A 20,414-nucleotide genomic window follows, 5' to 3' on the forward strand; every position below is an offset into this window, starting at 1 on the left:
AAAAAATCCATAACTCAAAAGGTTATGGATTTTTACTTTATAATAACCCACTAACTATATTATAAATTGTATAATTTATTTTTTTCATCTTGTAATTAATTCTGCAAGTATCACCAACATAGATATAGCTTGTTATCTTTTGACTTGTAGCGTATTATGATGCAGCTTGGTAATTCACATTATGGTAAACACATTGCTGTAATGCTCAAATAGGAATTTGTATTTTTTTTTATTCATTTTTCTATAAATGTTATATATTTGCCTGAAAATTAATGAAAATACTTTCTGAAGTTAAAAAAATCAATTGAAAATAATTTTAATAAGGAATATGTTAAAATAATTATCAGACAGTATTTATTAATAAGAACACAACAGGAAAAAGCGTTTTACTAAGAAACCACATTAAATAAGGTATTCTTTGTTAATACTGCAGCAAACACTAAGAATTGAAAAACATGTATAATGAAGAAATTATTTCTCACCGTATTCCTGCTTTTGCAGGCGTACATCTATGGCCAATGCGGCCCTCCATGTCAACTTAACGGTATTGGGCTTTATATGTGGTTGGGCGATGGAGATTCCCAAACCATTGGAGATTCAACTACCGATGACGAAGACAATGATGACTTTATTGCTTTTAAAAACTATGGCACGTCCCCTATAAATATTTCAGGATGGCAGCTATATGCAGATCAGAGTGGTGCGGCAACACCGGTATTTACCTTTCCTTCCGGTACTATACTACAACCTAGTCAATATGTTTTGATTGTGGCTGACTGGAATCCGGGCCCGGCACTTCCTAATTTATGGTTTGATGCCAACTTTGCTTCCGGGGAGGGAATGTTTGAAGAAACCTCTAATAATGTTTCATGGGCGATCCTTCGGAATCCTGTTTCCAACCAATATATCACTATTCACCAGCAGGGAGGGGCTTCACAGGGACAGTCGCTTTCGGCGGCATTGGGTACTAAGGTTTGCAATACCAATGTTACAAGTTTTATTCCTACAGATTTCGACGGTTGCGAATCTGTTTACTATAATCAGAATACCTGCACTTTTCAGGAGCTGACAGATTGCTCATTGCCATTGCTAAATTCCGCATGTGGGCAGTTAAGCAACATGAGTCCTTCTTTAAGTTCATCTGCTGTAAGCTTTTCCTGTCCGGCAAGAAGCTATAACCTAAATTCCCTGCATACGGGAACTGCGCCTGCTAATACTTCTTTGGTATGGTTTACCAACGCTACACACACTGGTACTGCCTATAGTACTCCGGCAGCAGCGCAGCCAGGTACTTACTATGCCTTTTATTATAATTCCTCATCCAACTGCTACAGTGCAGCAAGTACATCTGTTACAGTTACCGAAACACTGGTGAATGCACCAACACTGAGTTCGACCGCCCTCAGGAATGTCTGTCCGGCTCTTACGGCAAATCTGAACAGCCTGCATACGGGAACGGCTCCTCTGGGAATGATGCTGGTATGGTTTACTAATAATACCCATACGGGAACAGCTGTAGGCAACCCGGCTGCAGTAACAGCAGGAACCTACTATGCGTTCTATTATAGCATAAGTGGGGATTGCTACAGTAATCCCGGTAATGCAGTAACCGTTACCATTATTGATGATTGTTATTGTACACAGCCTTTTGCGGCGGGTACTCCGGATAGCTTTACCTTGATTGGTATCACCTCACAGGCCAAGCAGCTAAACTGGCCTGAAACAGTTCCGAACAGTTTTATTTCCATGGAGTCCAAAAACAAAGGCTTTGTCATCACGAGAGTGGCAAGCCAGGCTTCCATCACTGATCCTAAAGAGGGAATGGTGATCTACGATATTTCTGCCGGTTGTATAAAAATATATAACGGAACGATCTGGAAATGTATTCAGAGAAGGTGTAACAATTAAGATCTAAGATTATGAAAAAAAATAAATTAATATACGGTGTATTATTCTGTCTGGCTGTTTCGTTGACAAATGCCCAGATAGCAGTGGGTAAAGCCAATGTAAACGGAGTGAGTACGATACTGGATTTTGCGAATGAAGCAGGCAATACAAAAGGGATCGTGGTACCAGCAGTGGATAATTTACCGTCCGGGCCTACCGGCAGTGATAACGGGATGTTTTTATTTGACAGGTCTGACAGGAAATTTAAAGTATTTGAGAATAACATTTGGAAAGACCTGTCTGATCCGGGCAATGCATCTTCACTGGCGGTTAACCCGACAGCTGAAACAGGACAGAAGGTAATCATAGGAAGTGCTTCTACTTCAGCCAACGGAGTCGTGGTTTTAGAATCTGCAGATAAGGCAATGATACTTCCTTTTATTTCAAATCCTCACCAGATTGTTAAAAGTCCGTATCCGGGAATGATGTGTTATGACCCTGTAAGCAAAGCTTTAGCGGTTTTTGACGGAAATGTCTGGAGCTATTGGAAATAATGCGAGGTATCGACAGATAAAAATTTTTACAAGAGATATCCGGGCAGAAAAAAGAGTTGCAAGGAATTAGATAATTATTCTTCAGGGAAAGAAAATACAGAGGGCTTCATATTGAAGCCCTCTGTATTTTGAAGATATGTTTTACATAGATCCAAGGTAAGATAAAACTTTGTAAAAGTACATTGTTATAACACTATTAAAAGATGTGCTATATTCGGAATTACTTATATATACTTATAGGTAAGGAAAAGAATATTGTTTTAATTTTGAACCAAATCTGATAGGGTATAATCTTTATCCACGACTATTTTCTTATTCAATAATACAATTCTCGTCTGATAAGATCTACAAAATTATATTTCAGATATTTTAACTAAATCATCTCTTAAACTTAGTCCATATGAAAATGATCCCTGACTATAAAAAGATTTATCAGGACATCATCGCAGAGAAACGTCCTGAAAAAGCGGCGTCCTGTGAGATCTTCCTGAAAAAAGAAAACCTTACCATGCTGGATGTGATAGCCATGAATAATATTATTTTCGGTACATCTGATGAGGATGCTGCTGTTTTTAATCAGAAGCATCGTTCCTACAATGAGCAGACCATACTGCATATACTGAATTTTCAAAAGGAAAATAATCTGAATAATATCCAGTTAGCATCAAAGTTTAAGCTTAGCAGAAATACTGTGGCTAAATGGAAAAAAAAGTTTCTGAATTAGCCTTCATGCATTCAGCTTACACTCACTGATATTTTAGGTAAAAAGAATCTGTATATTAAAAGGATAGATAGAAGAAATTCCGAATATAGTACAACTTCCGAAAAGTTCACCATGATTTGAAATCATTTAGACTTTATATTTGTGATTAGATTAAAAAACAAATAAAAAGCATTCTTATGTCAAAAAATGATTTAAACGGTAAAGTAGTACTTATAGCAGGAGGAGGAAAAAACCTGGGTGGATTATTAAGCAGAGATTTTGCATCAAAAGGGGCAAAGTTGGCCATTCATTACAACAGTGAAAGCTCAAGAGAGGAAAGTGAAAAAACACTGGCTGAGGTAAAAGCTCTGGGAGCGGAAGCATTTCTGTTCCAGGGAGACCTTACCAAAATAGAGAACATTACCAGGCTTTTTGATGAGACGGTAAAAGCTTTCGGAGGTATTGATATTGCAATCAATACAGTAGGAATGGTACTTAAAAAACCTTTCGTAGAAACTACTGAGGCGGAATATGACACCATGTTCAATATCAACTCAAAAGTTGCTTACTTCTTTATCCAGGAAGCAGGCAAAAAACTGAATGAGCATGGGAAGATCTGTACCATCGTGACTTCTTTGCTGGCAGCATACACGGGACTGTATTCAACATACGCAGGCGCAAAAGCACCGGTGGAACATTTCACAAGAATGGCTTCCAAAGAATTCGGAAACAGAGGCATCTCCGTAACCGCAGTAGCTCCGGGGCCTATGGATACACCATTCTTTTACGGGCAGGAAAATGCGGATGCTGTAGCTTACCATAAATCAGCGGCAGCATTGGGCGGATTGACTGATATTAAAGATATAGCTCCTTTGGTAGAATTTTTAGTAACCGATGGTTGGTGGATCACCGGGCAAACTATTTTTGCGAACGGAGGTTATACGACAAGATAAATTCAATTAATTCAGAAGTACTTTAGAAAATGGGTAATTGGGATGATAAGCACAATCCGGTTATCCATTTTCATTTTAAAAATATGACATCATGATACTGCGAATAATTAATTCAATACTAATCCTCATAGCCGTATTTATGGGGCTTAAACAGGGCTATGCCATGTTTTCCGGAAAACATGAAATGACGGAAATGTTTGGCAAATGGGGATTTAACAGGGTAGCATTGGCAATAAACGGAGCTTTTACCATAGCTGCCGCTCTGCTGATCCTGTTTCCTAAAACCTTCGTTTGGGGAAACTTTTTAATGGCTGCCGGAATCCTTTTGATCATTTGCCTGCACCTTATGGATAAAGATCTTAAAGGAGTGTTGATAGAGTTGCCGTTTTTATTGCTGAATCTGATCATCATTTACCTTCAGCACCCCTTAAAAAATGTATAACCATGAAAAACATAATCCTTACGGTGATGATAGGCTTGGCCGGCTTTACGGCCTGTGGCCAGCAGGCACCTTCTTCAAGTAACAAAACCGAACAAAAGAATAATAAAATGAATACAGATCAATTAACAAACAGTACTGTAAAAGAAGCTTTCGAAGCATGGCAGAAAGGAGACAGCCAGACATTTTTATCTTTCTTCACAGTAGATGCGGAATTGTATGATGACGGAAATCCGAGAAACTTTCAAAAATTTGTAAAAGAGGCATGCGGGCATGAACGCTTTACCTCCATTGATAAAGTAGAGAATAACGGACAGAGTATTTATGGGAATTTCCATACCGAAAGCTGGGGAGATTTCAGAACCTATTTTAAGTTCTATCTTAACTCCGATGGAAAGATTACACGTCTTGACATAGGACAGGCCAATTAAAACTAAAAACTGTAGATTATGAATACCTATCAATCTGCTTTTGACGCACAAAAAGAATTTTTCTATACAGATGTCACCAAAACCTATGAGTGGCGTATAGACCAGCTGAACAGGCTGGAGAAAATGCTGGTCGAAAATCAGGAAATATTCTGCCAGGCTTTAAAAACAGACTTTAATAAACCGCCTTTCGAGCAGCTTTTTGAGATCACCGTACCGTTAGGCAATATAAAATATTACAAAGAAAACCTTCAGAAACTCATGGCTCCTGAGCAGGTTGCCATACCTAAAGGACTGGAAGAAACAGGAAATAAGGGGATCATTTATAAAGAACCTTTTGGAGTAACGCTGGTCGTAGGGCCTTTTAATGCGCCAATCTTATTGCTTTTGGATCCGGCAATTGCAGCGTTGGCCGCCGGTAACCCTGTTATTTTGAAGCCTGCCAATACAACCCCCACCGTAGCGAAGCTGTTTGAAGAGCTTATTCCTAAATATTTTGACCCGGAAGCCGTCAATGTAGTAACCGGAGGCCGGGAAGAAATTACCGAACTCCTGAAACTGCCTTTTGATTTTATATTTTTTACAGGAAGCTCTGCAGTAGGGAAGGTGATCATGCGTGCCGCAGCAGAAAATCTTACCCCGGTTATCCTGGAATTGGGGGGTCAGAATCCTACTATTGTGGATGAAACTGCCAATCTGGATATTGCTGCAGACAGAATTGCATGGGGGCACAATGCCATTTCAGGCCAGTGGTGCATTGCGCCGGGCTATGTATATGTGCATGAAAGCATAGCAGAAGTATTTATTGATAAACTAAAGAAATCAGTTATAAAAATGTATGGTGAGGACCCGCAGCAGAGCCCTGATTTTGCAAGAATGATCAGTGAGCATGATGCAGAAAGGGTAGCGTCTTATATCATCCCTGAAAAGGTTGTTTTAGGTGGAAGATATGATATAAAAAACAGATATGTGGAGCCTACCATCCTGTACCCAAGTACATGGGACGATCCCGCATTACAGCAGGAGATCTTTGGCCCGGTACTGCCTGTAATGGCCTACTCCGATTTTAAGGAAACTGTGGGTATCATTAAAAGAAAATCGAAATCGCTTGCTGCTTACATTTTCAGTAAAAAACAGGAGAATATTGACTATTTCCTGAACTCAGTTTCATTTGGAGGCGGATGTGTCAATCAGACTAATCTTCACTGCTGGATAGACAGTCTACCGTTTGGAGGAGTGGGATATTCCGGAATGGGCAAATATTATGGAAAAGCCGGTTTTGATGCCTTAAGCAACACTAAAGCTATGCTTATCGGAAATCCTGACCTTGAGCTTGATGTTTTTCCACCTTATGCCGATAAGGATATTGCTAAAAACCTGAGTGTTTTCGGATAGTCCGGTAACCAATCTTTAAATTATAGTATTAAATAATACATGATCAGTCAGTTACAGGAAAGAAAATATGAGATCCTTTTAGTAGCTCTGTTACAGCATTTGTTTGCAGGCATATTCCTTACGGATATGGATTTCTATACCCGGGTGGTGTGGCCAGTCAATATGCTGGTATTAGGATTAGGATCTATTTTCTTGTTTACAGGAAAACACAGCTGGAGGCATTGGTTCAGGAACCTGCACTTCATGGTGGTTTTATTACTGCCCGTGGGAATTCCTTTTTTTAAAGATCTCTCATGGTATTTCACTTTTTTGAATATCAATTATGTAGTTTTTTTCTGCTTTCTTTTCATGGAAGTCCTCAGATTTCTCATAAAGCCTGGCTATATCAATACAGATATTATTTCTGCTTCCATCTGCGGGTATATGCTGCTGATAGAGATTTCGGTTTTTGCCCTGCAGTTTTTCCAGTACCGTGATCCTGCCTCTTTTAAAGGGGTTGATATTTCATCGCCTGCACTTACGTTTATTGACTTGGTCTATTTTTGCTCCATCACTTTTACAAGCATCGGATTTGGGGATATTACGCCTAATACTCATGTTACAAAACTTATTACTGCTTTTGTGGGGATAGCCGGCCAGTTCTATACCGTAGTGTTGGTGGGGATCCTCATCAGTAAATTTTCCTCAAAAAATTAATTTAAATTATGAATACAGGCTCACATTATAAGCTTTATCATTTCCTTCCATGGACGAGAAGAAAAATCTATAAAATGGTTGTTTTAAGCATTGTTCCTACAGGATTGTTCTATTTTTTAGGATGGAAATGGCTTGCGATTCCATGGGTTCCGGTAGCATTGCTCGGGACTGCTGCGGCATTCATTTCAGGATTCAAAAATACACAGACCTATAACAGAAGCTGGGAAGCCCGGCAGATCTACGGGGCGATCATTAATAACAGCCGGAGTTTTGGTATTATGGTGAAAGATTTCATAAGAACAGACGACCATTCACAGGAAAAAGCAGTGCATCAGCAGATCATTTACCGTCATTTTGCATGGCTTACTGCCTTAAGGTTTCAGCTGAGGGAAACTAAAATCTGGGAGCATATAAAAACAAAAAGCTATAATGTAGAATATTTAAAATATTACAAAGTTCCCGAATGGGAAAGTAATATTCAAGATGAGCTCGAAGCTTTTTTAAGTGAAGAAGAGCTGGAATACGTGCTTTCTACGAAGAACAGGGCAACACAGATCATTTCTGTTCAATCATCTGAGTTGAGGAAACTGAATGAGGAAGGTAAAATTTCAGATTATAATTATACCGCTCTGGAAAATCAGCTTAAAGACTTGTATGATCAGCAGGGAAAGTGTGAACGGATCAAAAACTTTCCTTATCCGCGGCAGTTTTCAAGCATTAACCTCTATTTTACAAATGCTTTATGCATTTTACTCCCTTTAGGATTTATAGGAGAACTTTCCAAAATGATCGAAAAATCGGGAGAAAATATAGTCTGGCTTACTGTTCCGTTCAGTATCCTCTTAGGATGGGTATTCCTGGTATTAGAACAGATTGGGGAAAGTACTGAGAATCCGTTTGAAGGAAATGCCAATGATATTCCCATTACCCAGATCAGCAGGAATATAGAAATCGACCTGCGTGAAATGCTTGGCGAGAAAGAATTGCCACCTGCAATACAGCCTGTAAATAATATTGTCATGTAAAAAACAAAGATGTATTTTTAATGCATCAGGATTAAAAAATAAGATATGAGTATAGAATCTGTAAGAAAATGGTATCCAAAGGCTTTAACGTCTGTAGATACCGTCAATCGGTTACTGGACACAGTTGAAAAACATTTAAAACTAAAACCTAATCAGCTGATGCATGCTGACAGTATGTGCTGTGATGATGTCAACGCCATACAATACCCGCCAAGGGCTTATGAAATGCTGGGGCCGTTTCACATGGGCGGATTGGATGGTTTTCCTTTTGCAGGGCTTACCGGAATGGGGGCTTTTGCACATCACGTTCCGGAAGACGGAGCTGTGATCATCTTTTATGCCCCGCATATCGGGATCACCAAAGATGGACAGATAGGAGAAATAAGCAGGATAGGGCAGAGCAGCAATTCAGCCTGTTGCGGAGCTGCGAAAGGCGCCTTGGGAAAACTTGCGGCAGGGCAGATCATAGAAGGTAATATCACTTCACTGGATTTTCAGATGAATACCATTGAACAGATCTTTCTGCACAGCAAAGACAGGATCCTGAATGCGGAAAATCAGATTTTCGAGGCTACCGAGGTTATGTATGAAGCAATAGATGAACGTATTGAGGTGCTGATAAAAGGCACAGACTATCCTTGTAAATATGTGATCCTAGTAGGCGGTATTTTTATTAATGGTGATAAAGAGATGGGATCGTTCTGCCAGTATAAAAAGTTCGAATATATCAATCTGGAAACGAAGGAAAGAAAAAGCCTGATGCAAGAATATTACGAAAACGATATATTGTAATCATTCTCTAAAAAGAAAACGGCTTGCAGAATACTATTTCTGCAAACCGTTTAAAAAAAGGAGAAGATTATTTTATTTTTTTAAGACCTTAAAGGTTTCCATATTTCCATTATCTAAGGTGATAACGGCCAGGTAATTCCCGGTTCTTAATTCGGAGAGATCAACTTTAGCTTCTTTATTATTGATGGTTATATTATTAATGATCAGTCTTCCATCCGCAGAATATACAGATACCGACCTGATCTTTTTCTCGCTGGAAATATGAAGGAAATCATTGACGGGATTAGGATAGATGCTTATTTTGTCATGCATTTTTATCTCGCTTGTTCCCAGCACTGTATCACCCAGCTTTACTACCCATCCTTCAGCAAAGAGAGGAGGAATGGTATTATCAAATCCGCAGATGTATTTACCGTCGGCAGATACCCCCATTCCTGTGCCTAGTTTTCCGTCGAATGTACTTACGGTAACACTTTGTGAGGCCAAAAGGCTGGTAAGAAGAACAGGAGCAGCTCCTAATGAAGGGTGGTAAATAATTACTTCCCTGTCTCCAATCATTCCGCAATATCCTACGGCAACTCCATTTTCTGAGATAGATACGAAGACCGCATCTGTATATCCCGCGGGAGCATCAAATGACTGATACGTATTGGTGCTTATATTATGAATAAATGCTTTGCTGCCTTTATATCCGACAACCTGGCCCGCGTTATTCACATCATTAGCTTCACCATATTCAGGAATACTGAAATCAATGTAATGAAGGGTGGCATCAGAGTCAAAATAGGCAGGTACACGGAATGTCCCCATATTGAAGATATCCGTTCGGTCAACCCAGCCGGCTACAATCCCGTTATCATTTACGGCAGCACCTCGTCCATTGATATACAAAAGATCTCCCGTAAGCTTTGTGAGGGTGCCGGATACGGTATTATATATAAAAGGGTAGCTGCTTCCCGCATTGGATGAGGTCATTTGTCCAGCTACATATATACTATTTTCGGATATTCCTTTGGCATCTCCAAACCAACTGTTACCCGGTATATCTCCCGGAAAATACCCGATAGCCGTCCAAGTACCGTTTTTTCTATAGGCAGCCTGACTAAGGTTTGAGCCGTCCGTGGCTGTAAAAGGCATGTTTCCTGCAATATTTCCTGCATTATTGAGCCTGTTGGTGGCACTGGCTACGGGCTCTATGGGAGTACTTGTACCGGTACTATGATCATAATATCCGCCTGAGTGTACACCATTGCCGGAACTGTTAATGTCATATAATCTTGTTCCCCAACCGGAAAGTAATGTAAATCCGGTCTGTGCATTTAAAACAAGGCTGCTTAAAAGCAAGCAGGCTGAAATAAGGCGATTTTTTCTCATATAACAAAAATTTATTGAGTGAAGTTCTTTTCTTTTCCCATAGGATACAAACTTTTATAGTGAGAATATCTGAATTAATCACATGGGATTTTATTCCGTATAATCCTTTTTCAGGTTATTGATAAAGTAAGATGGGGTAACGCCTGTTTCCTTTTTAAAGATGACAGCAAAGACTTCTCTGGAAGAAAATCCGCAGTCTTCTGCCAGATAGCTGATCTTGTATTCCCTATAAACCGGGTTTTCATATAGTTTAGCTATAATATAGTTGATCCTCAGACTGTTGATGTAGTTATTGTAATTCTTTCCTTTGTGCTGTTTGATGATTTCAGAAAGATACCGGGTATTGGTATTCAGTTCATTAGCCAGAGAAGTCAGGCTCAGTTCCTTTCTCGTGAATTTTTGAGATTTCTCGAACTTATCCAGTTTAGATATTATTAAATTGGCCGTATCATCAGTAATATTGATAGTGGCATTTTTTTCAGCCGAAAAAGTATCTGTTGCTGACAAGGGGTCAGGAGCTATAGTTTTTTCTGCTTTTTTAAGATTTTCAATAATGGCTTCATATTTAGCATGTAGTTTTCTTTGATTTTTTTTCCAAAAAAACCACCCGATAGCAAATAGAGCAATAGCAATAAGGCATACAGCAACTAAAATGTTCCGGATATTGCTGGTGTGTAGGGTATCTTTTTCAGACAGAATTTGCTTTACAGGAGTATTAATGGTTCTTTTTTCAGCGTTTATGATACTGTCATTTAAAGTAGAAAATAATCTCATATATGCCGAAGACTTTTCTTTCTCGCCTTTTTCTACATAACTTTTAAATAATACTTCAAATATATCCCTGCGTATATAAGGGAAGCTTATTTGTTTTTCCAGTTGTTCAGCCTGTTTTGCATAATCTATTACTTTATCATATTCTTTCTGGTCATAGTAAAGCCAGGCAAATTCATTTAAGACGAGAATATGAGTTCTGACATTAACAAGATATCTGTCATCCCTACAGATATTTAAAGACTGGGTAAAATATTTCTCAGCTGCTGCAGGATTGTTTTTGGCAACACTCGTCATTCCCAGGTTCATGTAATCCAGAGCAAGTACATGATATTTCTTATTAAGGTAATGTGGGTTGTCGCTTATTTTCAAAGCACTTCCCAGGCTTTTTTTCTGGTAGTGTATGACAGAATCAATAGGAGCATTGGTATGAGCCATATAAACACCAAAGCCGGTAAATATAAGAGATTGATTATAGTGTTTTGAATCCTCAAAAGGAATATCTTTAGATATTTCAAAGGCTTTTTTAAAATCTTTCAGGCTTTCATCATTAAATCCCAATTCGGTATAAGCAGAACCTCTTAACCTATATACATTGGATAATGCTTCAATATCCTTATTTTCGTCGGCAAGTTGTTCAGTTTCTTTACTTAGATTCAGGACTTCCCTGAAATTGCCCGTATCATAATATTGTGCCATCCGGGCCTTATTGCTTTCCAGCATTCCTTTTCTGTAGGAGAGTTGTTTGGACTGAAAATAGGTTTCTTTTAAGATTTCGAGGGATTTTTTTGGATCATTTACAGAGAATTTTCTTGCTTCATCAATTTTCTTATCTATTACTTGTTGTGTAAGGAGGTCTTCCTGAGAAAATACAAAATTAGAAACAATACATAGAAGTAAAAGAATGATTTTTTTCATAATTGTTTTTACAATTTGCAAATTAACTGCTAATTTAGGGATTTGTACTTAAATATAATGTTATATTTTCGGAATTTATATTATTTTTTAATGATTAATATGCTTATAAATGGTCTTTAATAGGTATATTTTGCCTTCTTTCACCTGATCAGCAAAAAGGACTTGTTTTAGTGAATTAAGTATGCTTTTCATAAGATTATTTTCAGAAATTATTGTATGTTCTATTTTTTTATTCCGATAGTAAGTTTTAAAATTGTTAGTTAATGTTGTAAACAATTTCATTATGAAGTATAATGAAATAATGCAAATCACACTCGGTAGTTTAAAGGCTTTTTTCAAATCATAACCAGATTCAATAATTCGTCAGAAAAAGTAAGATCATTATCAGAATGGATGTAAAAATAAGCTGTAATTTATTGATAATCATTTTTTTACTCAATATTTATTCGGAAAATATTACATATAGTATTTTTATTTATATTAATAAACTCGTTTCTTTGTAGAAGAAATATCTAGGATAGATTTAGTTCAAGTTCCCAACTAAGCAGAAATTTATCCAAAATCAGGTGGCTCATGTGCATTCTAAAAACACAAATGATGGAGAATAATATTACAGCTGAGATTTTTAATATCCCTTATCAGGGGGTAATGTCATATTTCTTTTTGTTTTCAATTATTCTTTTTTCAGAACTGAATGAAAAAGCCGGAAGGTTTTTGGCTTTCATGTAGCTGTATATCTAATAAATTTAAAGATAATGATGAAACAAATACAGACAATTCAATTGTTGGTGTCTTTGTTCAGTCCTTACTCATGTAGGCAGGTTGATAATGGGGATAATAGTTGGTAACAACTTCCTGTCAATATAAAAACCGTAGTTTTTAATACAATTTATCTAAAAAATGGATTTAAAAAATATTAACATGGGATTACTCATTGAAAAAAGCGTAACTGAAAATGAGATAGAAATGTCCCGCATATGTAACTTTTTCAATTCCAGGGAAGAAGACATCCTGCAAATGTATCAGTCTAAAGGATTGGATACAGAAGTATTGCTGAGATGGTGTAAATTACTGGAATATGATTTTTTCAGGTTGTACTCCCAGCATTTGATTCTATATGCACCTCCTTCTTCCAGGGATTATAATCAGCAGGTTGAGGATAAGAAAAAAAAGTCAACTTTACCCCGGTTTCGTAAAAGCTTGTATACTAAGGAAATGATAGATTTTATATTGGAAAAGATCAAAAAAGAAGAAATGACAAGAGCTCAGGTGATGGGTGAATATAACATACCTAAGACAACTCTCTACAAATGGCTTAGAAAATACGGGAATTCTAAAGTATAGGATATTTGAAGCAATTCGGTAAAATATAAAACGCAAAATTGAATTGCCGTAAATTCATATTTTCATAAAAATGATTGATAATGGAAAGCGGAAAGAAATCTAAATAGGTCTCTTTCCGCTTTTTTTGTGAGAAGAAGCCGTAATCTGAAGATCTTATAAGCTTGATAATTAAAGCAAAATAACCTGATATTGAAGACTGTTTGATTTGTTAAATCTTTGTTGCGTTATATAATTATGTTAAATTTGTTTACCAAATCCAAAATATCATCATATGAAACCATTTACCGTAAACATTCCCGGGAGTGTTATTAATGACCTCAAAAACCGTATTCAGAACACCCGGTGGCCGGGAGAAGCTGAAAATGCAGGCTGGAATTTCGGAACCAGTGAAAAATACCTTAAAGAGCTTACCAGCTATTGGATGAATGAGTATGACTGGAAAAAGCATGAGGAAGAATTAAATCAGTATCCTCAGTTCATTACTGAAATAGATGAGATACAGATTCATTTCCAGCACATAAAAGGTAAAGGCAGCAACCCAAAGCCATTGGTGTTAACGCATGGCTGGCCGGACAGCTATTACCGCTTTCATAAGATCATCCCGCTTCTTACCGATGAGGAACAAAGTTTTGACCTTATTATTCCATCTATTCCCGGATTTGGCTTTTCTGATAAGGTAGCCATAAGCAGTGAGACAGTAGCAGACCTTTGGGTAAAATTAATGACAGGAACATTGGGATACAAAAAATTTTATGCTGCAGGTGGTGATGTAGGGATGGGCGTTACCAAAGCCTTGGCTTCAAAATATGCAGACAGGGTAGAAGCGGTTCATTTTACCGATGTCGGTTATCCTATGGGACAGGAAGATCCGGGCACCATGAGTGAAGAAGAACAGCAGTTTGCACAGTTTGTACAGCAATGGTGGTATAGTGAAGGAGCTTATGCCATGCTTCATGCCACAAAGCCGCAGTCATTAGCCTATGCACTGAATGATTCACCGGTAGGATTGGCTGCCTGGATAGTAAGTTTTGGGAATGCAGGTGCTCCGCCGGAACTTATTGAAGCTGCATTTGGCGGGAAAAACGAATTGCTGACCAATATAATGATCTACTGGATTACCGGGACAATAGGTTCATCCATGAGAATGTATAAGGCGGATGCCATGGCACAATGGGGTGGTTCACAGCCATTGCAGAAAAGTAATGTGCCTGCGGGTGTTGCCGTATTTCCGAGGGAGGTCCAGTTTCCACGTGAATGGGCGGAACGTTTCGTTAATGTTAAGCACTTTAAAAAGATGGAAGAAGGGGGGCATTTTGCAGCATTGGAGGTTCCTCAGATTTTTGCGGATGAATTAAGGGCATTCTTTTATTCTCTAGATTGATGGTAAAAATGTCCGCGCTTAAAATAAAAAAGATAAATAAAATTATGTATTATAAATAAAGCAGACCGGTTGGTTTGCTTTTCTGTTTAGCATTCGGTCTGTGTATATGGTAATCAATCTTGGAGATCCTTATTCGGCAGCTATCCTGTAAAAAAGAAAATTGCCGGTCTCTATAAGATATAGCAAGTTATTCAGGCGGAGCATCGTAAAAACAAAATGTTTTGCCGGAAACAAAAAACACTTTATATTTGCACACTGAAAACGGTAATAAAGCCGAAATTCAGGAGAGTTGGCAGAGTGGTCGATTGCGGCAGTCTTGAAAACTGTTGACTGTAACAGGTCCGGGGGTTCGAATCCCTCACTCTCCGCAGAGCGGGGCAAATCAAACGATTTGCCCCGTTTTTTGTTTATAAAAGATTGGCGTAAATTCTTTTTCTTAGGTTAATGACAGCATTTTTTACTATAAATGCTTTATATGAGATCTTTACTAAAGCTTCATCAAGAATAATGAATCAAAAAATATATGAAAAAGCTGTTCTTAATTTTAATATTGCTTTTATTTGCCGGAAAGACCTTTTCCCGGTCACAAGGTCAAATGAACAGAAGGCTGAAGGAAGAATCTGTTCCTAAGGATATTTTAAGTGATAATTATATACTGGTGGTGAAAATACCTTATGATAAGAAGGTCTGGATCAATAAGTATACAATAATCATGACGGAACATTATAAAGGAAAATTTGAAATTGTTCCCTTTTCAAAATCAATTGAAGGGAATTTACTCTCGCAATTGTTGATTTTTTAATAAAAAGAATAATAAACATTTATAGGTTGATGAAAAATCCACAACCTTTACGCTGTGGATTTTTACTAAATAATATATTATAATTAAGATTCGGTTTTCGGTAATCTGTAAGAAAACGACTGTTTTTAAAGTGAGTGAATTTGGTGAAAACATTTGCAAATATTATGCCTTGTTTGGTAAACTTGTTAATTATATACTGATTATGTTGTTTATTATTTAATAATTGGCTCATTTTCAGTGGAAATATTTTTATTTTAAATAGAATTCATAAAAATGTTTGTAACAGAAAAGTTCACCATGCAGGTTTCATTAAACCTTTGTAAATTTATATGATAATTAAATCAGGCTTATAGATCATGGAAAACGAGAAATCGATATTGAAAAGAAGTGAAGAAATTACCGGCAGGTATTTCCTGTTGCTGGATCAGCATATTCAGGATGTGATCTCGGGAAATGCCTTGGAATTTATGGAACTTAATGAAATTGCAGACAAGCTTGCGGTTTCTCACAAGCATCTGACAGATACCATAAAAAAAGAAAAAGGAAACCATCCGTGTCATTTCTATGATGCCAAAATTATAGAACAGATCGAGAAAATGCTTTCTGAATCAGATCTGTCTATTGCCGAGATTGCCAGAATCTTTACCTACGATCCCTCAAATTTTTCCAAATTTTTTAAAAAATGGACAGGTTATACGCCCGGAATATTCAGGAAAAAGATTAAAAAGTCAAAAGACCAGGTATAGTTGCAGACTTTGAAGACGGGGAATATATAAAGCGATTCTTTTAATGAATCGCTTTTTCTGTTTCGATAAGTTGCTTGTATTTTTTTACAAAATTTAGTCAATAAGTGAGAGGCAGAAATTCGTAATTTTTAGTGAATGAAAGTAAAAAAATATGAAATAATCTGATATTTAATAACAAAATTGAGAAAACATCAGGAATAATAAATTTTTAGATGGAAATTGAAAGCTCGATTGTAAAATAGTCTATATTTGTTTCTATAAACAGCTAAATTTGATTAAGGATGAAAATAGATTTTACAACAGCTACATTTAAGGATTTTGAAAATATCCAGGGTTATGATATGATGCAACGTGCCGATATTTATTACGACTTTTTAGATTATATGAAGTCTAACGGACATAATTACAGGTTGAGAAACAATTCAGCCTGTGGCTCTGTGATCAATGTCAGTGCTGAAAAAGCAACCAAAGATTATATAAGCTATGTAACCAGTGATTATCTGGGCTTTACCCAGCACCCTAAGGTAAAACAGGCTGCTATAGAAGGGATAGAAAAATACGGGACGGGAACAGCAGCTACTCCGCTTATTGGGGGATATTACTTATTTCACAATGATCTGGAAAAAACAATAGCGTCTTTCTTTGGCAGAAGCCAGGAAGAAGCTGTGGTCTTTACTACAGGATATACTGCAAATAGTGCTACATTGCAGATCCTTTTGCAAAAAGAAGATATTGCGATTGTGGATATGGCAGTACACGCGAGCGTATATGAGGGATGTATTCTTACCAACAGAAAAACATTCCCACATAATAATCTGGAAGCCCTGGAAACTATTTTAAAAGCTTCGGAACATCAGTATCGTACCAAGCTTGTGATCATAGACGGGGTATATTCTCAAGATGGAGATGTTGCACCTGTAAAAGAAATTCATGATTTGGTAAGAAAATACAATGCTTACCTGATGGTGGATGATGTGCATGGAGTGGGGATTTTAGGGAAAACAGGGAGAGGAACTCTGGAAGATCCCGGACTGCTGGATAAAGTAGATATCATTACCGGGACATTCAGTAAAACTTTCGGAAATCTGGGAGGATATGTGATCACGGATAAGAAGCTGGCTACCTTTATCAGGTTTCAGTCACGCCAGCAGATATTTTCTGCAACAGCGCCTCCTTCCTCTACAGGAATTATAAAAGCGATTGAATTAATAGACGAAGAACCCCAGTGGCGTACCAAACTGTGGGACAATATAAACTATTTCAAAAAAGGGTTGAATGATTTGGGGCTGGAAACAGGAACTAGCTGTTCTGCAGTCATTCCGGTAAAAATTGGAGATCCCCATGTAACAGGTGATGTAGGAAAACTACTTATAGAAAAAGGGATTTATACCAACCCGATCATATATCCTGCGGTAGCAAGAAAAGATGCACGCATCAGGATGTCTATAATGGCAACCCATGAAAAAGAACATCTTGATAAAACGTTAAATGCATTTGAAGATATCAATAATAAATTGCATATTGCAAAAAAATATTAACAATGCCAAGAAAAGTTGTACAAGGTCCCATAAGGGATAAAGAAAAAACCAAGCAAAAACTGCTGGCGGCGGTTGGAAAAATTTTAAGAACAAAAGGGTATTCAGGGCTGAAGGTAAGTAAAATAGCTGCAGTAGCAGGCTTTGATAAAAAACTGATCTATGAATACTTCGGTAGTACGGAGAAGCTGATTGATGAATATATTAAATCCCAGGATTACTGGAGCAAAGTCAATCAGGATAATGTGGAAGTTGACATTTCCGACGGAGGCAAAGAACTTTCCAAAGTTGCCATTCTTAACCAATTTGATAACTTAAAGAAAAACAAGGAACTTCAGAAGATCATCCTTTGGGGGCTTTCTGAGAACAGGCCTATCCTGAAAAAGATTGCAGATGAAAGAGAGGAAATAGGAGAGATGCTGTTCACCAATATCATTGATCCTTACTTTAAGGAAGATGCTGTAAGGTATCGTGCCATTGCAGCGCTTCTTGTTTCAGGGGCATACTACCTGAACATGTATACAGGATACAATGCAAGCAAATTCTGCGGTATAGATCTGAAAACCGATGAAGGGCGAAAAGAGATTGAAAAAGCCATTGTGGAAATAATTGATTTCGCTTATAGCAAGCACTCCGGTGATTAAGATCATATAAAAAGAAAAATATAAAATATATAAGGTTTTTTGAAAATTAATATTTTCAGATTAAACTATAATTCCTTACTTTTGGGCAATGGAAAATTTTATAGTATCTGCTAGAAAATACCGTCCACAAGAGTTTGAAACTGTTGTCGGGCAATCTCACATTACAGATACTTTAGAACATGCGATTGGAGAGAACCAGTTGGCCCAGGCATTACTCTTCTGTGGGCCCCGTGGTGTTGGTAAAACTACCTGTGCCCGGATCCTGGCAAGAAAAATCAATGAAAAAGACGGCTCCGTTTCAGAAGACGGGTTTGCTTACAATATCTATGAATTAGATGCCGCATCCAACAACTCTGTGGATGATATCCGTGAATTGATAGACCAGGTGCGTTTTGCTCCCCAGGTAGGTAAGTATAAAGTATATATCATAGATGAGGTTCATATGCTTTCTTCCGCTGCTTTCAATGCTTTCCTTAAAACATTGGAAGAACCGCCTGCCCATGCTATCTTCATTCTGGCAACAACGGAAAAGCATAAAATCATTCCTACGATCTTATCCCGATGTCAGATCTATGATTTCAAAAGAATTACCATTGAAGATATTCAGGGACATCTAAGAAAAATTGCCGAAAAAGAAGCCATTCAGTATGAAGATGATGCTTTATACCTGATCGCTCAGAAGGCGGATGGAGCCTTAAGGGATGCCCTTTCCATATTTGACAGGCTTTCCACATTTTCCCAGAAGAATATTACCCTGACAAAAGCCGCTGAAGTACTTAATATTCTGGATTATGACCAGTATCTTAATATTGTGGATCTGGCCAAAGAAAATAAAATTCCCGAAGTGCTCTTTGCATTCAATGAAATTGTAAAAAGAGGCTTTGATTCCCATATCTTTATTGCAGGACTGGGAAATCATTTCAGGGACCTGATGATGGCTCAGAATACATCTACTATTGATCTCATAGAAGTAGGAGAGAAAACAAAGGTCAGGTTTGTTGAGCAGGGCCAGAAATGGGCTCCTCAGCAGCTGATAGATGCCGTAGAGATTTGCAATCATGCCGATATCAATTACAAAAACTCGAAGAATCCAAGGCTTACCGTAGAAATTGCTTTAATGCAACTGGCTTCTCTGACTATCGGTTCAGACATTTCTAAAAAAAAAAGTTTATAATATTAGCTCCTTTCCTTCATGAAAAAATTGAAGTAAAACCAGCGGCAAAACCCCTGGAAAAAAAAACGGAGACTATTGAAAAAACTGCTGCTCCGGAAAATACTCCCGAGGAAATTACCATAAAAAAAGTTTCCAAACCGTTATCAAAGCAGGGTATTCCTTCAGGTTTCAGCATTCAGTCCTTTCTCAACAGGGAGGATAAGCAGGAAGAAGAAGAAAATCCGGTGGCCAGAACCGAAAACCTTCCCCAGCATCATTTCACCGAGACCGACCTTCAGATGGAATGGAATTTGCTCCTGAAACAACTTCAGTCCAAAGATGTATTCGTCTATAATGCCATTAAAGCATTTAAGTTGGTTAAAGCTGATGAAAATGTCATCAGGGTTTTATATCCTTCAGACTCTGCCAAAGTGGAGTTTGATAAGATAAGCGGAGATTTCTTTAATCATTTCAGAAGAAAAGTCCATAATCATGCTATAGAAATAGAATACAAGAAAGACCACGAAAACCTGAAGATAGAGATCATGACCAAAAAGAAAGTATTTGAAAAACTCGTTGAGAAAAATCCGTTATTGAAAGATCTTGACGATTTAATGAAGTTTGATTTGACATAATTTTTCTATATTTGTCAGATCATTTGTAGGGAAATAATTTTTTACGGATCATAATTTAAAATTAAACCACAAAGGCTCAGAAAGATATCAACGTGGAGAAACTATTTATTCCATATCTGTATAACTTTAAAGCTGCTTATTCTATAAGCGGTTATTTTAGCTTTTGGGGTGCTTCTTATAGAAATTTCAGAAACTATTATCGATTTTATTGGTATTGCTAACTGAATTTCTTTCTCAAA

At 37.5% G+C, this 20,414-nt stretch carries 20 protein-coding genes and 1 tRNA gene; 19 read left to right on the forward strand and 2 right to left on the reverse strand.

Going from position 1 to position 20,414, the window contains the following annotated elements; translation table 11 throughout:
* Nucleotides 1–462: 462 nt before the first annotated feature.
* The 10 genes from HNP38_RS02675 to HNP38_RS02720 all read left to right on the forward strand — a co-directional run bounded on the left by HNP38_RS02675 (nucleotide 463) and on the right by HNP38_RS02720 (nucleotide 8,872).
* Complete coding sequence (locus tag HNP38_RS02675) at nucleotides 463–1,908, forward strand: lamin tail domain-containing protein (protein WP_184184043.1); 1,446 nt, start codon at nucleotides 463–465, stop codon at nucleotides 1,906–1,908.
* Nucleotides 1,909–1,919: 11 nt separating this feature from the next.
* Complete coding sequence (locus HNP38_RS02680; protein WP_228460909.1) at nucleotides 1,920–2,441, forward strand: UTP--glucose-1-phosphate uridylyltransferase; 522 nt, start codon at nucleotides 1,920–1,922, stop codon at nucleotides 2,439–2,441.
* A 400-nt stretch (nucleotides 2,442–2,841) separates the two neighbouring features.
* Nucleotides 2,842–3,165, forward strand: a complete 324-nt coding sequence (locus HNP38_RS02685; protein ID WP_184184046.1) for a helix-turn-helix domain-containing protein — start codon at nucleotides 2,842–2,844, stop codon at nucleotides 3,163–3,165.
* Between the two features lie 176 nt (nucleotides 3,166–3,341).
* Nucleotides 3,342–4,097, forward strand: coding sequence for an SDR family oxidoreductase (locus HNP38_RS02690; RefSeq protein ID WP_184184049.1), 756 nt, complete (start codon nucleotides 3,342–3,344; stop codon nucleotides 4,095–4,097).
* 91 nt (nucleotides 4,098–4,188) lie between these two features.
* Nucleotides 4,189–4,539 (forward strand): DoxX family protein, encoded by a 351-nt coding sequence (locus tag HNP38_RS02695; RefSeq protein ID WP_184184052.1) that lies wholly within the window; start codon nucleotides 4,189–4,191, stop codon nucleotides 4,537–4,539.
* Nucleotides 4,540–4,541: 2 nt separating this feature from the next.
* Nucleotides 4,542–4,967, forward strand: coding sequence for a hypothetical protein (locus HNP38_RS02700; protein ID WP_228460911.1), 426 nt, complete (start codon nucleotides 4,542–4,544; stop codon nucleotides 4,965–4,967).
* Between the two features lie 18 nt (nucleotides 4,968–4,985).
* Nucleotides 4,986–6,359 (forward strand): aldehyde dehydrogenase family protein, encoded by a 1,374-nt coding sequence (locus HNP38_RS02705; protein ID WP_184184055.1) that lies wholly within the window; start codon nucleotides 4,986–4,988, stop codon nucleotides 6,357–6,359.
* Nucleotides 6,360–6,398: 39 nt separating this feature from the next.
* Nucleotides 6,399–7,055 carry a potassium channel family protein gene (locus tag HNP38_RS02710; protein WP_184184058.1) on the forward strand — a complete coding sequence of 219 codons (657 nt, stop codon included), beginning with the start codon at nucleotides 6,399–6,401 and terminating at the stop codon, nucleotides 7,053–7,055.
* Between the two features lie 8 nt (nucleotides 7,056–7,063).
* The gene (locus HNP38_RS02715) at nucleotides 7,064–8,080 is read left to right on the forward strand and encodes a bestrophin family protein (protein ID WP_184184061.1); all 1,017 of its coding nucleotides are present in this window, start codon (nucleotides 7,064–7,066) and stop codon (nucleotides 8,078–8,080) included.
* Between the two features lie 45 nt (nucleotides 8,081–8,125).
* Entirely contained in the window at nucleotides 8,126–8,872 is a 747-nt protein-coding gene (locus HNP38_RS02720; protein ID WP_184184064.1) for a hypothetical protein, read from the forward strand.
* A 72-nt stretch (nucleotides 8,873–8,944) separates the two neighbouring features.
* Here the strand turns inward: HNP38_RS02720 and HNP38_RS02725 are convergent, their stop codons facing one another.
* Complete coding sequence (locus tag HNP38_RS02725; RefSeq protein WP_184184069.1) at nucleotides 8,945–10,246, reverse strand: T9SS type A sorting domain-containing protein; 1,302 nt, start codon at nucleotides 10,244–10,246, stop codon at nucleotides 8,945–8,947.
* Between the two features lie 90 nt (nucleotides 10,247–10,336).
* Nucleotides 10,337–11,935, reverse strand: coding sequence for a helix-turn-helix transcriptional regulator (locus HNP38_RS02730; RefSeq protein ID WP_184184072.1), 1,599 nt, complete (start codon nucleotides 11,933–11,935; stop codon nucleotides 10,337–10,339).
* 921 nt (nucleotides 11,936–12,856) lie between these two features.
* On the opposite strand from HNP38_RS02730, the gene HNP38_RS02735 reads away from it, so the two are divergent.
* The 9 genes from HNP38_RS02735 to HNP38_RS02775 all read left to right on the forward strand — a co-directional run bounded on the left by HNP38_RS02735 (nucleotide 12,857) and on the right by HNP38_RS02775 (nucleotide 20,175).
* Nucleotides 12,857–13,279: a transposase gene (locus tag HNP38_RS02735; protein ID WP_228460914.1), complete on the forward strand. Its 423-nt coding sequence runs from the start codon at nucleotides 12,857–12,859 to the stop codon at nucleotides 13,277–13,279.
* Nucleotides 13,280–13,550: 271 nt separating this feature from the next.
* Nucleotides 13,551–14,660, forward strand: a complete 1,110-nt coding sequence (locus HNP38_RS02740) for an epoxide hydrolase family protein (RefSeq protein WP_184184078.1) — start codon at nucleotides 13,551–13,553, stop codon at nucleotides 14,658–14,660.
* Nucleotides 14,661–14,943: 283 nt separating this feature from the next.
* A tRNA-Ser gene (locus HNP38_RS02745) sits at nucleotides 14,944–15,028 on the forward strand.
* A gap of 155 nt (nucleotides 15,029–15,183) precedes the next feature.
* Nucleotides 15,184–15,462: a hypothetical protein gene (locus HNP38_RS02750; protein WP_184184081.1), complete on the forward strand. Its 279-nt coding sequence runs from the start codon at nucleotides 15,184–15,186 to the stop codon at nucleotides 15,460–15,462.
* 356 nt (nucleotides 15,463–15,818) lie between these two features.
* Nucleotides 15,819–16,208 (forward strand): helix-turn-helix domain-containing protein, encoded by a 390-nt coding sequence (locus tag HNP38_RS02755; RefSeq protein WP_184184084.1) that lies wholly within the window; start codon nucleotides 15,819–15,821, stop codon nucleotides 16,206–16,208.
* Nucleotides 16,209–16,489: 281 nt separating this feature from the next.
* On the forward strand, nucleotides 16,490–17,746 hold the full coding sequence (locus HNP38_RS02760) for an aminotransferase class I/II-fold pyridoxal phosphate-dependent enzyme (protein WP_184184087.1): 1,257 nt from the start codon (nucleotides 16,490–16,492) through the stop codon (nucleotides 17,744–17,746).
* A 2-nt stretch (nucleotides 17,747–17,748) separates the two neighbouring features.
* Entirely contained in the window at nucleotides 17,749–18,387 is a 639-nt protein-coding gene (locus HNP38_RS02765) for a TetR/AcrR family transcriptional regulator (RefSeq protein ID WP_184184090.1), read from the forward strand.
* 88 nt (nucleotides 18,388–18,475) lie between these two features.
* Nucleotides 18,476–19,561 carry a DNA polymerase III subunit gamma/tau gene (gene dnaX, locus HNP38_RS02770; RefSeq protein WP_184184093.1) on the forward strand — a complete coding sequence of 362 codons (1,086 nt, stop codon included), beginning with the start codon at nucleotides 18,476–18,478 and terminating at the stop codon, nucleotides 19,559–19,561.
* 224 nt (nucleotides 19,562–19,785) lie between these two features.
* Nucleotides 19,786–20,175 (forward strand): hypothetical protein, encoded by a 390-nt coding sequence (locus HNP38_RS02775; protein WP_317166693.1) that lies wholly within the window; start codon nucleotides 19,786–19,788, stop codon nucleotides 20,173–20,175.
* Nucleotides 20,176–20,414 lie beyond the last annotated feature (239 nt).

Source organism: Chryseobacterium defluvii (assembly GCF_014204415.1).
Lineage (GTDB): Bacteria > Bacteroidota > Bacteroidia > Flavobacteriales > Weeksellaceae > Chryseobacterium > Chryseobacterium defluvii_A.